This is a genomic window from Parasulfitobacter algicola, from assembly GCF_013315265.1.
Classification (GTDB): domain Bacteria; phylum Pseudomonadota; class Alphaproteobacteria; order Rhodobacterales; family Rhodobacteraceae; genus Parasulfitobacter; species Parasulfitobacter algicola.
In genome coordinates this window covers 158,030-174,302 of the sequence record NZ_JABUFE010000004.1, presented here as the reverse complement: position 1 = coordinate 174,302, position 16,273 = coordinate 158,030, and the positions used below count along the sequence as shown (strand labels likewise).

Genomic DNA, 16,273 nt, shown 5'->3' with positions numbered 1-16,273 from the left:
TCAAAAGGCCTTGTCCCTAAATCAGGGGCAAGGCCATGACGATTTACATTGAGTTGGCGACAGCGTCGGCCAACATCTGGACAGCATCTTCAGACGACATGTCTGAATTGAAGTGTGCTGTCACAACGTCAGTAATTGCGCCGGCTGATGCCCCGCGCAAAGCCATTCCGTGAGCATATGAAGGCAAAAGGGACCCAGCTTCGCTGGTCGATGCCATGTCTTCGGCTGATGTGATCGCGCAGCTGTCAAAACCATCAAGTGCAACGTCAGTACGTGCTGGAATGGACCCTTTGTTCAGGTTGAACACGCTTTGGAATTTCTGACCCATGATTAGTTCTGCCAACAGTGCTTGACCAGCTTGCTTGTCTGCACCACCAACTTCGAACATGGCAAAGCTGTCCACATTGTACAGATACCCGTCACCAGGTGTTGAAGCGCAGATGAAGTCTTTGCCGGGTACTTTACCAGCCGCCAGGAATTCGCCCTTGGCCCAGTCACCCATGATCTGAAACGCCGCTTCACCGTTCATGACCATCGCTGTGGCCAGGTTCCAGTCGCGCCCTGAAAAGCTGTCATCGACATAGCCACGCAAAGTGCGCATCTGGTCGAACGCTGCGACCATTGTGTCGGATGTCAGTGCTTCGGTGTCCAGATCGACAAGCGCGCGTTTAAAGAAGTCGGGCCCGCCGATGCCCAAAACAACGGTTTCGAAAACCGTTGCATCCTGCCAGGCCTGTCCGCCGTGGGCCAAAGGAATGATGCCAGCCGCCTGCAGTTTTTCAGCTGCGGCGTTGAATTCATCCCATGTGGTGGGCATATCAATACCGTTAGCGGCCAGAATTTCAGCATTTGCCCAGATCCAGTCGACGCGGTGAACGTTCACTGGGGCGGCACACCATGTACCGTCGCATTTCATGTGACCTGCGATGGAATCCGGCAAGACGTCAGCCCAGCCTTGTGCTTCAGCGACGGCTGAAATATCGGCCAACACGCCTTCTTCGTACCATTCCTGAATGGCGGGACCTTTTAGCTGAACGGCTGTCGGTGCGTTCCCAGACAGAACGCGCGCACGCAGCGCTGTCATGGCCGCATCGCCACCGCCACCTGCAACTGGCATATCAGTCCAGGTGCCGCCATTGGCTTTGAATTCTTCTTGCAGTACGGCCACGGATTTCGCTTCGCCGCCGGATGTCCAATAATGCAGTACCTCTGCCTCTGGTCCAGCCACGGCGAAACTTGCCGCGAAAAAAGATACGGCTGCGCCAGCCGCAAAAACGGATGTGGTTTTCATAGTTATCCTCCCAAGTGTCTAACCCGCATAGTGCAGGGACACCGCAATGGTAGACATGTCAGCGACCTTACGGAAAGACCGAATTTTGCCGCAGACGTCTTTGCACATGGGAAATTCCCGTATCCTGTTACCTGATGTTACGATAAGATTGATTTTGGCGCGATGTGCGACCAGTTAAAGCGCCGTTTTGCGGTGATGAGTGAAAAGACTGAAGGATCATAGATGACGATTCCACGCCTGATGGTTGTCGATGATGACGATGAAATGCGGTTGATGATGACGCAGTTTTTGCAGGCGAACGGATTCTTTGTGCTGACTGCCGCGACCGAGGCCGAGATGGAGGTTCATCTGAGCAGTGGGCGTATTGATCTGATCTTGCTTGATGTGATGCTGGGGGCCGAAAATGGCGTCGATATCTGTGGCCGTTTGCGCAATCAGCAGGATGTGCCGATCATTTTGGTGTCAGCCTTATCTGCGGATCATCAACGCATGGCCGGGTACGAGGTCGGAGCGGATGACTATATCGCTAAGCCTTTTAATCCTGATCTGCTATTGGCGCGGGTGCGCGCAGTACTGCGACGCGGGCGCAGATCTGCATCTTTATCTTATCGTCGCAATACCGCGCTTTATGCATTCAATGGTTGGACCTATGACGGCAAGCGTGATGTGGTCACAGCCCCTGACGGGTTTCAGGTGGCTTTGTCCAAACGTGAAACGGGCTTGCTAAAGGTGTTTTTGGCCAACCCGCACATTCCCCTGACCCGCGAAGAGATCGCCGATGGTCTGGATGTCACCCGCAATGCGGCAGGTGGGCTGGATCACAGCGAAAGCCGTGCAATTGATGTTCTGGTCGGTCGCCTGCGATCCAAGATCGAAACCAACCCCAAGGACCCCAAAGTGCTGCGTACCGAACGGGGTGTTGGTTATGTTCTGGCCAGTAACGTCGATGTGCGCAATGCTTAAGGCACGTATTTTTCGAACATTGCGAGCCAAGGCGATTGTTTGGAGCGTGGGTTCAATGATCTTGGGTATTTTGGCTGCATGGCTTTGGATGGCGTCGCAGATGGCTTGGCAAACCCATCAGGATCAGGCGTTCGTGACGGGTGTGCGCATGTATGAAAGCCTGCTGCAAACGGGCCGTACACCACCTGCCGGGATCACAATTGAACCGCCTGCTTTGCCGCCTGACCCTGCAATGCGCGAAGCAACGTTGCCGCCGATCCCCGATGGCATTGTCCCCGCGCGGATCACATCCGTTTCGGTGCTTGCCAATTCAACGGATTTCGCAGGTACGCGCGTGCAGTTTTATATTGTATCACCCGATCTGCGTTATCCGGTGTCGGATATCACGGTGGATGGCGGTGAAGATCCTGCGGTGATTACCGGAAACCTGATCCGCTTGGTGGCCAGCTATTGTAGCGATCCGGTTATCTTTGCGCGTGTCGATGCAAACGCGTGGCAGCGCATTGATGGGCTGGGCATCTGGGGTTGCCAGGCCGCGCCGCGTGACTATCGATTATTGGCAATTTTCGTTCTGGGGTTGGGTATCGTGATTATCCTGTCTCAGATCACCGAGGCGGGCGCGCAGTTTACACAGTTTGCAAATGCTTTGAAAAAACGTGGCCAATTTAGCCGTCGCGAGGCGTTTCAGGAAACCGGACCCGAGGAATTACGAGAAATCGTGCGCACGGTGAATGATCATCTGGCCTTTGAACGTGACCGCTTGGATCGACGCGCCATGGTGCTTTCGGGGGTCAGTCATGATCTGGGCACGCCTGCTACGCGGCTACGGCTGCGCACGGCGTTGATTGAAGATCATGATCTGCGTGACCGGCTTGAGGCTGACATTGATCAAATGACCGAGATGATCGATAGCGCGCTGACCTATACCCGAACCGAAATTAACCTTGAAGAGATGGTTCAGGTCTCACTGACATCACTCGTCGAAGCGATCGTAGCGGATTACGAAGATATTGGAAAACCTGTGCAATTGCAGCAAGCGCATAGTTCAAGCATAGAGAAAAGCCGATCTGTTTTTGGGGGCGGTGGTCAGCGGCTGAATTTCCCTGCCGAAGATGCGCGGCGTATTCTGGTGATGGCGCGTCCTTTGTCGTTGCGACGTGCGATCAGCAATCTAATAGACAATTCTTTGAAATATGGGCGCCGCGCAAGGGTATCGGTTGTCGCTGACGCCGAGATGGCTTCCGTCATGATTGAAGACGAAGGCATGAATATCTCGGAAGAGATGTTAGACAAATTAACCGCCCCTTTCATTCGTGGCGATAACACTGGGCTGACCGAAGGAGTTGGGCTGGGCTTGACGATTGTATCAACAATTGCACGTCAGCATGGCGGCGGCCTTAGCTTTGAACGTCTGTCATCGGGTATGCGGGCTGTTTTGAAAATTAGTCGCGCGTGATCTGTTGACCAAACAACCGATTTCAGCAGATTTGTTTTGATTTATGAATGCATTATAAGTTTCATTTACCAGATGCAGGATTTCGACGTTTTGCCCTTAGGGTCGGTTCGGCCTGTATTGGGTCTTCGGGCCACGGGTGTTTTGGATACTGGCCGCGCATGTCTTTGCGGACATCTGCATAGCTGTTGGCCCAAAACCCTGGCAAATCTGTTGTGATCTGGATCGGGCGTTGCGCCGGGGACAAAAGGGTTATCCGCAGGGGTTGGTTCGCAATTGCCGGGTGGGTCTTGGTCCCGAACATTTCTTGCAGGCGAACATCTATCGATGGTGGTGTGGTACTGTAATCGATCGGAGTTTTGCGACCCATAGGTGTTTCAAAATGTGCTGGTGCCAGTGTATCCAATTGCTGTTGTTGTGCCCAATTCAACCGCGTGCGAAGGGCGGGCAAAGGATCAAACCGCTGCCAATGATCAGCCGTTTTCACGCCTGTGATATGGGGCAACAACCAGTCCTGGATAGTGTCTATCAGTGTCTCGTCCGAGAAGTCAGGCAACTGAACGCCCCCTTGGCGCAGCAATTCTACACGGACCTGAAAACGACGCGCAGGGCCAATCAGGCGCAGGCTTAATTGGCGAATGCCATCCAGCATCGCCTGCGCGACCATGTCGTCAGGTACGTCTTTCCAAATACGGTCATCCAGAACAATCGCCCCCAGACATTCCTGTTGACGTGCGATCACACGGGCATCTCGACGGGACCATTCGCAGACATTCGTCCACTCTATCCGATCTGAAAACAGATCGCGCAGATCGGCGTCTGTGATGGGGATGGCCTGTCTAATCTTTGCCTCGCGCGGGTCGCCATCAAGGTCGGTGGCAATGATTAAACGTTGTCCTGCCAAAGGATCATCATCAGCCATGATTGCCCCTTTGCCGCCAGACAGAACAAAGCGTGGGGCATCGCCCTTGCGTCGCAAACCAACGCGGTCGGGATATGCAAGGGCTGCCATGCAAGGCAGGCTGACAGCCCTGGCTTTTGGGGCGATAGCCTGCAGGCGGGTTACTTCCTGTCTGATGCGTTCAATCGTAGCGCGGTTCAGCTGATAAGGGCGATTGGCCACGAATTTTCCAGGGTTTTGCAAGACCTCAAGACGCAATGACAGATCGGTTGGGGCGCGACGTAATGGATCGCGATCGGCCAGAATTGCGGCTAAAGGCGCTGCATCTTTGCCTGCATGGGTCAGCATATGCGCCAGGCGTGGGTGCAGCGGAATTGCAGAAAGTGTGCGGCCATGGTCGGTGATACGATTATCATGCAATGCGCCCAGCATATGTAGTAACGCTTGCGCCTCGGCCCAAGCACCGGGCGGCGGTGGCGTCAGAAAGGCCAGATCGCCCGGTTGTGTGCCCCATACTGCTAATTCCAGAACAAGGCTGGTCAAATCTGCGGCTTCAATCTCGGCTGGGGGGAAAGGTTGCAGTGCGCCTTCTTCGCCTTTGGTCCAAAGGCGATAACATGTACCGGCAGACACGCGTCCGGCGCGGCCTGTGCGTTGCGTGGCCTCGGCCCGGGTGACGCGTTCCGTGATCAGCCGTGACATCCCCGATCCGGGATCAAAGCGGGCGCGTCGGGATTTGCCACCATCCACAACCACTTTGATGCCATCAATGGTCAGGGATGTTTCTGCAATAGCGGTTGCCAGCACAATTTTGCGGCCTGTTTTAGCCGGAGCGATAGCTGCGCGTTGTATTTTGAAGTCCATGGCGCCAAATAAGGGTTGGACCATGCAATCGGCTGGGAGGCGATCAGCCAAAGCGGCCTGCGTGCGGCGTATTTCGCCTTCGCCCGGTAAAAATGCCAGGATACTGCCGTCAGTTTCATTGGCGGCTTTGACGATCAGATCGGCCATCGCCGTATCAAACCATATGGTTTTAGGAACGGGATTGTTTAGCCACTTTATATCAACAGGAAAGGCGCGCCCTTCGGATGTTATGACTGGGGCATCGCCAAGGATTTTGGCGACAGGTTCTGCATCAAGAGTTGCCGACATGACAAGGATCATCAGATCATCGCGCAGGGCTTCACGCACCTCCCATGTCAACGCCAAACCAAGGTCGGCATTCAGAGATCGTTCGTGGAATTCGTCAAAGATCACAGCACTGACGCCGGGCAATTCAGGATTGCTTTGCAGCATTCTGGTCAGAATGCCTTCGGTCACGACTTCGATTCGGGTGTGTTTCGACACTTTGCTTTCACCGCGCATACGGTAGCCGACAGTCTGCCCGACGGGCTCGCCCAATGTTTGGGCCATGCGTTCAGCTGCGGCCTTGGTGGCCAATCTGCGTGGTTCCAGCATCAAAATGCGGTTCTGACACAATTCGGCATCAAGCATTGCCAGCGGAACGCGGGTTGTCTTGCCTGCCCCAGGTGGTGCCTGTAATACAGCACGGCCCTGGTGTTGCAGAGCCTTGATCAGTTTGGGCAGAATAGCGTCAATCGGCAGTGTCATTGAAAACTTATGCGATACGGCAAATGCAATGACCAGTACCGTTGGAACTTGCGTCATGTGCATTTAGCAAATTCCGTTAAAGGCCCATCAGACGCTTGTGGCTAGACATCGGCAGGTCACTTCGTGCAAACACAAAGCTCTTAAACCAGTGAGCTGCCATGACCCCAACCCAAATTGCCCATGATGTGATACGCGGTAACCGTCGTGCCCTGGCGCGGGCGATCACGTTGATTGAAAGTGGGCGGGAGGATCACCGCGAACAGGCAACACAACTGATTGAGGCTTTGCCAAAAGACCGCGAAGCGCTTCGGATTGGTCTGTCAGGTACGCCGGGTGTCGGAAAATCAACCTTTATTGAAGCTTTTGGGCTGATGCTGACGAGGCAAGATTTGCGTGTGGCGGTTCTGGCTGTTGATCCGTCATCAAGCCGGTCAGGTGGATCGATTTTGGGTGATAAAACGCGGATGGAACAGCTGAGCCGTGATCCGAACGCCTTTATCCGTCCATCGCCATCGCAAACTCATCTGGGGGGTGTTGCCCGACGCACGCGCGAGGTTGTACAACTGTGCGAAGCCGCCGGTTTTGATGTGGTTTTGATCGAAACCGTGGGCGTTGGCCAGTCTGAGGTGATGGTCGCAGAAATGTCTGACATCTTTGCCTTGCTCATGGCGCCTGCGGGTGGCGATGAATTGCAAGGTGTCAAGCGCGGGATCATGGAAATTGCTGATCTGATCCTGGTAAACAAAGCGGACGGTGACTTGAAAGCTGCCGCGACACGAACTTGCGCTGATTATACCGGTGCGTTGCGTTTGCTGCGCAAGCGCCCGCAGGATCCGCAGGATTTTCCAAAGGCGATGCTGGTGTCGGCGTTGCATGATCACGGTTTAGCTGACGTGTGGCATCAGATGAAATCCTTGGCGAAATGGCGCAAAGACAATGGACATTGGACATCACGACGGGCGCAACAGGCAACGCATTGGTTTGATGAAGAAGTGCGGCAGGGGGTGCTAAGCCATCTTACATCGCATGGTGGGACCCGCGATTTGATGGACCAACTGCGTACAGATGTCGGGCAAGGCAAAATAAGCGCATCTGCTGCGGCAACTAAGGTTTTGAAAACTCTGTAGCCATGGTCTGTGGGCCGTTACAGCTTTAAAGCACGTTACTGCGCGTTTTCTGGGCATGCCGTATCATAGTTGGGAAGCGTCAATATTACGGGGTCCAAGGGGGCGTCTTTGGGGGTAATCTTAGCCTGCTGGCCCGGTTTCCAAGATAGGGCGATCTGATGGGCTTCATCTTCGACTGACTGCGGGTTGCGAACATAACGACGTGCAAATTCGCCCACCCCCCATTCCTGATATTGCATCACATGCGCGATTTCATGAGCCATAAGATGTTTGTCAGTCAGATCAGCGTCAGATCGAAACAGAATGACGTTATCCAAAGTCACACCGTCAGCACCCCCCAATCGGATCGACAAAGCTTGCAGGTTTGTACCTTCAAACCCGACACGATATCGAACCTGGTCAAGAAGATCCGGATCAAAATAAGACGAAAAGGCTGTTTTGGTATCATGGGACAGCGGTAAAAACACCGTTCACGATAGCATCTTCTTTACCTGCCTGGATCAGTTCAGCCAGAATGGGACCAAACGTCTCTGCCATGCTATCGGCCATTGATGTCATGTCTATGGTTTGTGTTTGATTATAATCCACGCAAGATTCGTCGGCCTGTGCTGGTGATGTGACTGTGAAAGCTGCCATTATAAATGCAACCAAAACCAAATTGCGATGCAACATCATATTTTGCAACTTTTAGCTAAATTGAGCACGCTTCGCATGCACGTCTTCTGGCACTGCATGCTGTGGGCGCGTATCGCATGAAAGGCACCTAAATCGAAACATTAGCGCCATCAGCTTGCATATTTTCAATACGATCAAAGCGCAGATAGGCGATTGCCTGATTGCCGGATTGGGTGAAAATATGTCCGGCAGGTTTGCCGTTGGATGTGATAGGCGTTCCAACCGGAACGGCTTTGTCGATCTGAACGGTCTTCAGACCTTTTTTCAGTTCTGCTTTATGTTTCATACGCGCTGCGATTTCTTGCCCGACATAGCATCCTTTTTTGAAATCTACACCATTTAGGGCCTCAAACCCTGCTTCAAGGATATACGTGTCAGATGTTAGTTCTATGCCACTTTCAGGGATACAGTGTGCGACACGGATGGCGTCCCAGTCCACGTCGTTTGGCGGTGTTGGTGTATCACTGTAAAGCCGCCAGCCCATGTCAGGATGCCTTGGGTCTGCGTGGGAGCCAATGGGTGGGGTGGTGATACCGCGATGAAGGTTCAGATTTGACGGCGTAATCGTTACATCGGCACGCAACTTATACATGGTCAGCCGCTGAATTAACGTTGCAGACAGACTTTCAAAAACGTCCAACAGGATTTTGTCGCCATGGGGCAACAAAAAGAAATCAGCGATGTATTTTCCCTGGGGTGTCAAAAGTGCTGTGTAAGTCAACGGACTGTCTGGCGCGATGTGATTTGTCACAAGACCTTCCAGAAAATCATAGCGGTCAGTGCCGCTGATTTCAAAAATTGCACGATCTAAAAGGGTCTTTGACATCGAAGGTTCCTTATTGTTGATCGACATATAAGGTCGGATCCCAAGTTAGAAAGCATGTCTTCAGGTTTCGTCGCGAAATTGCATGTTGTAAAGCGCGGCATACACGCCGTTTTTTGCCAAAAGATCGTCATGCGTGCCTTGTTCAACAGCTTGCCCAGCGTTCATGACAACGATCTTGTCGGCATTGCGAACTGTCGAAAGGCGATGCGCGATGACCAGGGTTGTGCGGCCTTGGCTAAGCTTGTCCAATGCTTCCTGCACGATGGCCTCCGATTGTGTATCAAGGGCAGAGGTTGCTTCGTCCAGTAAAAGGATTGGCGTATCTCTAAGCAAGGCGCGGGCGATGGCCACCCGCTGTCGTTGACCACCTGACAAGGCTGAGCCGCGAGGGCCCGCATGTGTATCAAGCCCGTCTTTTAGACCAGCTACAAAATCGCTGACATGCGCAGCATCCAACACCGATTTTAGGTGCGTTTCATCGACATCTTTGCGACCCAGAAGAATGTTGTCACGAATGGTTTCGTCAAACAAAAGCGCATCTTGTGTGACAACGGAAAACAGATTGCGCAATTCACCCAGATCAATGTCTTTGATTTCTGTCCCGCCGATGCTGACCGATCCTGTCTGGGGATCAACCAGCCGTGTCAGGATATTGAAAATTGTACTTTTACCCGCCCCTGACGCGCCAACCAGTGCTGTTGTCTTGCCCGCTTCGGCCGTAAAGCTGGCTTTGTGCAGAACTGGCAGGTCGCCGTACGAGAATTCAACATTCTGTAACACGATATTGGGGCGTTTTTGCGGGATTGGCACAGGCCGTTCTGGGGACATCAGTGTTGGTTTTGTCTCAAACAGATCGCGCATTCTGTTCAGGTTAACGGATGCTGTGATCCAGGCACCCGACAATTTGGCAAGTCGTCGTAAGGGATCAAAGACATTTGTAATCGCCACAAAAAACGTCATAAAATCGCCAAGAGATGTCTCACCTGAAGCAATTTCGTTTCCAGTGTAAATCAAGATCGCGACGATCCCGATACCCATCAAGATATCTACCATCGCTGGAATGAATGCTTTGCCTACGGCTGATTTCACCTCGGCATCGACACGTTCTTTCAAAAGGTTTCGATATTGCCCAGCTTGATAATTTTCGAGTGAGTTCAATTTAACAGGGTTAATTCCATGAAATACTTCATCCAGCCGAAGGGACATTTTGCCTGCAACTTCACGCGCGTCCTTTGTTGCGTGACGCACGTAACGTTGAATTAGAATCGTTGGCAGGACCATTAGGGGAATACCGACCAAGGCAATAAGTGTCAGCAGCGGATCTGTATATAAAGCAACAGAGAATAGCGTGATGAGTTGGATCACATCGCGTGATGCACCGGTAATGAATTGGCGCCAAATCACGTTAATACTGCGCACATCCCCTTGGACGCGTTCAATCAGATAGCCGGGCGGGTGTTTCTGGTGAAACATCGTATCCAGCGTCATAAGATGTCGCATCAGTTCACGTTGCATCTGGGCTGATGTCTTTTCGACAATGTTACTCATGATCAATTTTTGACCGATACCGGCAACAGCGCGGATCGAGAAAATTGTCATTATTGCAACGCCAACATACCAAATTGCGTCTGTATTTTGCCCGACGAGAATATCGTCAAATACAGGTTTCATCATAAGGGCAAAGGCCCCAACCATAACGCCTTCGATGGAAAGCAGTATCATTGCGACGATCATCAGGGGCGTGTGTTTGCGCAGATACTTCTGCCACAGCCATTTGAAAAGGCCAGTCCTGGGGGTCAAAACCACGCCCTTTTTTCAGCCGCAAAACTTTCTTTCATTGCGTCGCGGCTATAATGTTGGTGTACCCAGGTTTCAAAATCCATGCCTGTATCTTTGGTTTGTTCCTCAAAGACGTCAAGGATGTGATCAACTATACCGGTTTTGGTGAACTTCAGATGCAGATAGCGCCAAGACAGTTGTTGGCGCGCCACTTCAAGCGGTTCGCCTTCGACGATCAGCAAATATAATGCACTTGCCAGTCCGGCACGGTCCGCCCCTGACTTGCAGTGCAGCAAAAACGGCTTTGGCATGGTTTTCAGGCAGTTTATCAGATGCAGAAGCTCATCTTTTTTTGGCGGTTTGCGAGCATAAATTTTGGCATCCACCAGCAAAATACCAAGATCATCAAGCGTTTCTTTTTCGAACAGATACGGGCTGTAGTTATCTGGACCGCGTAAGTTCAAAACAGCCTTTATCCCCATTTTTTTATAGGCTTTCCAGCGCCAGTCAGTGGGTTGGTTTGATCTAAAGACACCATCGGCCACCTTGTCGAAATTGGTCCATAAAAACCGGAAAAAGGCGTGATCCATCAGTTGGTAATGAGCAATCGCCTCGGCCCGTTTTAGCGGGGTTGAAATATCATCACCAAACGCCCGACGCAGCTTGCGTTCAAACTTGTTCAGCTTATTTGTGACTGCCTGAAACATCATTGCTGCCTTTCCCATCGCGTTGATCTACGCACAAAGGGGCTATCTGACAAGATGGCGCGCGAATTGACGCTGCAGTCCGACCCGATTACCACTGTGTGAATTCATTTCGGAGCTATTCCATGAGCCTTGCCAACGGTCGCCATTATCTTGCTATTCCAGGGCCTTCGGTTATGCCCGACAGGGTTTTGAACGCAATGCATCGTGCGGCTCCGAATATCTATGCCGGTGAGCTGGTCGAAATGACCCATGCGCTGATACCCGATCTTAAGAAGGTTGCACGCACCGATCAGCAAGTTGCGATGTATGTCGCCAATGGCCACGGCGCGTGGGAGGCTGCTTTAAGCAATACATTGTCCCGTGGTGATACGGTTTTGGTCCTTGGCACGGGTCGATTTTGCCATGGTTGGGGTGAAATGGCCGCCAAAATGGGTGTGCAGGTTCAGACAATTGATTTCGGCAAGCAGGGTGATATTGATGCAAGCCAAGTCGAAGATGCATTGCGTGCCGATGGCGATCATAAAATCAGCGCGGTTTTATCTGTGCAGGTCGACACATCAACCAGTGTACGCAATGACATCCCTGCGTTGCGCCGTGCGATGGATCAGTCAGGACATCCGGCGCTTTTGATGGTCGATTGTATTGCCTGTCTGGGTTGTGATGTCTTTGAAATGGACGCATGGGGTGTCGATGTCATGGTGACCGGAAGTCAAAAAGGTCTGATGACACCACCGGGCATGTCTTTTGTGTTTTTTAACGAAAAGGCAGATACATTGCGTGAAAAAGCGGATTGCGTGACCCATTATTGGGATTGGCGCCCGCGGATCAATCCCAATGGGTATTATCAGTATTTCGACGGTACTGCGCCCACGCATCATCTTTACGGTCTGCGTGCCGCACTTGATATGATTTTTGAGGAAGGTTTGGATAACGTCTGGGCCCGCCATGAAAAGCTGTCGCGTATGATATGGGCCGCGTTTGAGGTGTGGGGCACAGAAGGTCCAATGCAATTGAACATTTCAGATCCCGCCAAACGCAGCCATGCTGTGACATCGGTCAACATTGGCGCGCCCAATGGAACTGCCTTGCGTAATTGGATGATTAATAATGCAGGCGTGACCCTTGGGATTGGTTTGGGAATGAATACGCCTGATGATCCCAATGGTGATGGTTTTTTTCGCGTGGGTCACATGGGGCATGTAAATGCGCATATGGTGATGGGGCTTTTGGGAACGCTGGATACTGGGTTAAAAGCGCTGAAGATCCCGCACGGTGAAGGTGCACTGACTGCGGCAAGCACTTTGATGGCAAGGAGTTAGGCAAACAAACCGCTTATCAAACCCTGGTCGGGTTTTCTTTGCTTTATATGAGGGCCAATAACAGGAAACAAAGCTGTAAAAACTGATAAGCGCTTTCTTACCTTATTCGGCCGCTTGCGTTATTTGAGACAAGGTTTTGATGTCATGTGCAAGTGTCGGGTGAAACATCTCTGTTTTATGCATACCGACGCGCCGCTTTCCCCGTGATAGAAAAAGAAAACCGCCCCGGCGCCATTTACCCACGGAAGGTGCGAGCGCGTCCTGTTTGATTTCATCATGCCAGCCTGCGGGCAGTTTGACATCAAGATCTTCCAGTTTTTTTAATATCCACACCAATGGAATATTCGACAAGGGCCGCGCTGCAGGATAGCCACCCACTTGACCGCCAATATCGCCATGCACACCGCGAAACCACATCTGTTCGATTTTTGGCCCCACCGTACCGCAGCGTTCCCACATGATAGGTTCAAAAATCTTGCGCGTTTCATCGATGGCCAATGCATGAAACCCGTGGTTCACGTGGTCGCCTAACTTATGATCGTGAAAGCTGTGTTTTCTGTCTGAAAAGTGACGGATGATCGGCAGACGTACACCAAGGGCCTTAACCGTTTCCCACAATGCTAACGCTTCGATCTGGGTGTGCGGGTGACAATAGGCATTGCGAAAGGCTATTGCGATATCGCTAGCGTCTGGATTTTTGTAGCGCCGATAAGCTTTTCGAATGTGTCGAACTGTTGCATATTCAGACCTAAGTAATCCAACACGTCCAATCAATCCTGCAAGCGATCTTGCCGCATAGGCACCGCGGGAATAGCCGATCAGAAAAATTCTGTCACCGGGTCGATAACGGCATGCCAGAAAGCCATAGGCTTCTTTGATACGTGTATCCATGCCACGTCCAATTGCCGCATCAAATCCACTGCGTACATCGTGAAATTGCAATCCAGGTGCATAATAAAGTGACATGAATTTTCGGGATTTTATGCGCTTGATGACGTTATAAGCCTGGCCTGCGTTTGTTTCATGCCCGGGTCGCGATGACGATAAGGTACCATCAAGAATGATCAAATGGTCCACACGCCCCCGAGGATGCGGTGGGATATCTGTGTTTATGTCTGGACTGTGCCCGACAAGGCCCAGCAATTGATCACGCAGCGGCACCTTTTGCCTCTTGTAATATGGTCCATACCCGATTGGGCGTAAATGGCATATCCACTTTGTAAATCCCTTCGTCCCAAACTGCATCCAACACAGCATTGGCAACCGCAGCAAGCGCCCCAACTGTGCCTGCTTCGCCACAGCCCTTCATCCCCATCGGGTTCGCTGTTGAAGGCACGGGTTCAGAATAAAAGGCCACCATCGGCATATCGTTTGCACGTGGCAGGCCGTAATCCATAAAGCTGGCCGTCAGCAATTGGCCGTCCTCATCATAGACAACACGTTCCATCACGGCTTGCCCAATACCCTGGGCGACACCGCCATGTACCTGCCCTTCTGCCAGCATAGGATTGATCAGATTGCCAAAATCGTCGGTGACGGTGTACTTCACGACTTGAACAACGCCCGTATCAGAGTCAATCTCAACCTCGGCCACATGGGCGCCGTTGGGATAGCTGCGACCGGGCAGGGTTGTGCGGGCTGAGACCGTTAGCAGATCATCGCGCCCGGCATCACGAGCCATTTCGGCGATTTCCAGCATTGTGGGGGTCAGGTTTGATCCATCAATCCGAAAGCGTTCATCGTCAAAACGGATCGCGCTTGCCGCAATACCTTGATCATCGGCCAGAAACGCAGTGAAATCCTTTATCATTGTTTCGACCGCGGCAAGGGTTGCTGTGTTTTGTACAGTGACAGACCGCGACCCACCCGTTCCACCACCAGTGGCAATCAGGTCGCTATCGCCCTGGATTACGTTGATTTTTTCAGCTGGGATGCCGGTTTGATCGGAAAGAAATTGGGCAAAGACGGTCTCGTGACCCTGACCATTTGATTGGGTGCCAACATAGATAGACGCCGTTCCATCATCGTTGAATGTGACTTTTGCATCTTCGGTTGGGCTGCCAAGAATGCTTTCGATATAATAGCACAAACCAAGACCACGCAGTTTTCCTTGTGCTTTACTTGCGGCTTTGCGGGCAGGGAAACCTGCTTTGTCGGCTTCAATCTCGACCCGGCTGAGCACGCGATCAAAATCGCCAACGTCGTATAATTCACCCGTTGCCGTTTTATATGGGAACTGGTTGGGCTTGATAAAGTTTTTCCGCCGCAAATCCCATGGATCGACACCCAGGACCCGCGCGGCATTATCAATAGCGCGTTCAAGGGCATAAATTGCTTCGGGCCGACCTGCACCACGGTATGCATCGACCTGAGTGGTATTGGTATAGATGCCCTTGACCCCCAGCCATGTGGTCTGCACATCGTATGTCCCCATCAGAACTTTGGCGAACAGATCGGATTGAATGGCTTGTCCAAGTTCTGAATTATAAGCGCCCAGATTGCACAGCGTATCAACGCGATAGGCGCTAATCTTGTGATTGGCGTCAAATGCCAGCGCAACGGTTGAGGTCAGATCGCGCCCGGCATTATCGCTTAGCATGGCTTCTGTTCGTTCGCTCATCCAGCGGATGGGTCTGCCAAGGGCGCGGGCCGCATGGGGAACAATATAATATTCAGGATAGGTCATCGCCTTCATCCCGAACCCGCCACCCACATCAGGATTTGTCACGCGGATTTGTTCTGCATCCATCCCAAAGGTACGGGCCAATGCATCTTTCTGATCCCACACGCCTTGCCCGTTCACACAAAGATGCAGGCGATTATCAGTCCATTCTGCCCAACATCCGCGTGGTTCCATAGAACTGACGATGATGCGGTTGTCGTCGATTTGCATTTCCACCACATGGGCCGCTTTTGCAAAGGTATCCTCGACGACAGACAAATCGCCTTTGCCATAGGTAAAGGCAACATTATCAGGCGCTTCGGGGTGCAACTCAGGCCCCCCGGGGGTGACACTGACATGCGTGGGTAAATCGTCATAGTCAAATTCGATCAGCTCTGCCGCATCTTTGGCCTTTTCCAGCGTGTCGGCGATGATCACTGCGATAGGTTCACCCACAAACCGCACGCGATCTTTGGCAAGAAGCGGGCGTTTTGGCGCAGCACCACGGCTGCCATCGATATTTTTGACAGTATTGGAATGCATGTTCAGCTTTAATCCTGCGGCCTCAAGATCGTCTGCAGTCAGAACCATATGGACGCCAGCAGATGATTTGGCATCATCCGTATTCAACTTATTGATTTGCGCATGTGCCACGGATGATCGGAAAACAAAGGCATGGAGCGCATCATTCGGCGTAATGTCATCCACATAGCGACCGTGTCCGGTCAGAAAACGCACGTCTTCCACACGCCGAACGGCCTGACTTTTCCCGAACTTTTCCATGATACACCTTTGTTTGCTGTTCATCGCGACATTAGTCTTCCTGAACGCGCTGTCCAGTGGCAGCGATTGGTTCTGTCGGCGCGCTTGCTGGTTTAGACAAGATAGACGGTACGACAGACGCGCCCCCTTTCCCTTTGCCCTTTCATTCGCTAGATGGTCCGTCAAACCAGATGACG

The 16,273-nt window shown here is 52.1% G+C and carries 13 protein-coding genes; 4 read left to right on the top strand and 9 right to left on the bottom strand.

What is annotated here, in order from left to right:
* Positions 1-43: 43 nt before the first annotated feature.
* The gene (locus HRQ87_RS09140) at positions 44-1,291 is read right to left on the bottom strand and encodes an ABC transporter substrate-binding protein (protein WP_174137526.1); all 1,248 of its coding nucleotides are present in this window, start codon (positions 1,289-1,291) and stop codon (positions 44-46) included.
* Between the two features lie 222 nt (positions 1,292-1,513).
* Here HRQ87_RS09140 and HRQ87_RS09135 point away from each other — a divergent pair, with 222 nt between their 5' ends.
* Positions 1,514-2,254 carry a response regulator transcription factor gene (locus tag HRQ87_RS09135; protein ID WP_174137524.1) on the top strand — a complete coding sequence of 247 codons (741 nt, stop codon included), beginning with the start codon at positions 1,514-1,516 and terminating at the stop codon, positions 2,252-2,254.
* Positions 2,217-3,710, top strand: coding sequence for a sensor histidine kinase (locus HRQ87_RS09130; protein ID WP_174137523.1), 1,494 nt, complete (start codon positions 2,217-2,219; stop codon positions 3,708-3,710). The genes HRQ87_RS09135 and HRQ87_RS09130 overlap by 38 nt, the downstream gene beginning before the upstream one ends.
* A gap of 61 nt (positions 3,711-3,771) precedes the next feature.
* On the opposite strand, the gene hrpB is transcribed toward HRQ87_RS09130, so the two are convergent.
* Positions 3,772-6,219: an ATP-dependent helicase HrpB gene (gene hrpB, locus HRQ87_RS09125; protein WP_174137770.1), complete on the bottom strand. Its 2,448-nt coding sequence runs from the start codon at positions 6,217-6,219 to the stop codon at positions 3,772-3,774.
* 158 nt (positions 6,220-6,377) lie between these two features.
* On the opposite strand from hrpB, the gene meaB reads away from it, so the two are divergent.
* On the top strand, positions 6,378-7,346 hold the full coding sequence (gene meaB / locus HRQ87_RS09120; protein ID WP_174137521.1) for a methylmalonyl Co-A mutase-associated GTPase MeaB: 969 nt from the start codon (positions 6,378-6,380) through the stop codon (positions 7,344-7,346).
* A 35-nt stretch (positions 7,347-7,381) separates the two neighbouring features.
* Here meaB and HRQ87_RS09115 read toward each other — a convergent pair whose 3' ends face one another.
* From HRQ87_RS09115 to HRQ87_RS09095, 5 genes are all read right to left on the bottom strand, one after another.
* The gene (locus HRQ87_RS09115; RefSeq protein ID WP_174137520.1) at positions 7,382-7,813 is read right to left on the bottom strand and encodes an eCIS core domain-containing protein; all 432 of its coding nucleotides are present in this window, start codon (positions 7,811-7,813) and stop codon (positions 7,382-7,384) included.
* A complete protein-coding gene (locus HRQ87_RS09110; RefSeq protein WP_174137519.1) occupies positions 7,791-7,982 on the bottom strand; it encodes a hypothetical protein in 192 nt (63 codons plus the stop codon). Before HRQ87_RS09110 ends, HRQ87_RS09115 begins: the two co-directional genes overlap by 23 nt.
* Positions 7,983-8,109: 127 nt before the next feature.
* Entirely contained in the window at positions 8,110-8,847 is a 738-nt protein-coding gene (gene ygfZ, locus HRQ87_RS09105; RefSeq protein WP_174137517.1) for a CAF17-like 4Fe-4S cluster assembly/insertion protein YgfZ, read from the bottom strand.
* Positions 8,848-8,907: 60 nt separating this feature from the next.
* On the bottom strand, positions 8,908-10,569 hold the full coding sequence (locus HRQ87_RS09100) for an ABC transporter ATP-binding protein (protein WP_246251963.1): 1,662 nt from the start codon (positions 10,567-10,569) through the stop codon (positions 8,908-8,910).
* A 74-nt stretch (positions 10,570-10,643) separates the two neighbouring features.
* Complete coding sequence (locus HRQ87_RS09095) at positions 10,644-11,336, bottom strand: tyrosine-protein phosphatase (protein ID WP_174137516.1); 693 nt, start codon at positions 11,334-11,336, stop codon at positions 10,644-10,646.
* Positions 11,337-11,455: 119 nt separating this feature from the next.
* Between HRQ87_RS09095 and HRQ87_RS09090 the strand changes: the two genes are divergently transcribed.
* Positions 11,456-12,652: a pyridoxal-phosphate-dependent aminotransferase family protein gene (locus HRQ87_RS09090; protein WP_174137514.1), complete on the top strand. Its 1,197-nt coding sequence runs from the start codon at positions 11,456-11,458 to the stop codon at positions 12,650-12,652.
* 102 nt (positions 12,653-12,754) lie between these two features.
* On the opposite strand, the gene HRQ87_RS09085 is transcribed toward HRQ87_RS09090, so the two are convergent.
* Together HRQ87_RS09085 and HRQ87_RS09080 are read right to left on the bottom strand one after the other, a co-directional pair.
* Positions 12,755-13,813 carry a phospholipase effector Tle1 domain-containing protein gene (locus HRQ87_RS09085; RefSeq protein ID WP_174137513.1) on the bottom strand — a complete coding sequence of 353 codons (1,059 nt, stop codon included), beginning with the start codon at positions 13,811-13,813 and terminating at the stop codon, positions 12,755-12,757.
* Complete coding sequence (locus HRQ87_RS09080) at positions 13,800-16,097, bottom strand: xanthine dehydrogenase family protein molybdopterin-binding subunit (RefSeq protein ID WP_174137511.1); 2,298 nt, start codon at positions 16,095-16,097, stop codon at positions 13,800-13,802. The genes HRQ87_RS09085 and HRQ87_RS09080 overlap by 14 nt, the downstream gene beginning before the upstream one ends.
* Between the last annotated feature and the right edge of the window lie 176 nt (positions 16,098-16,273).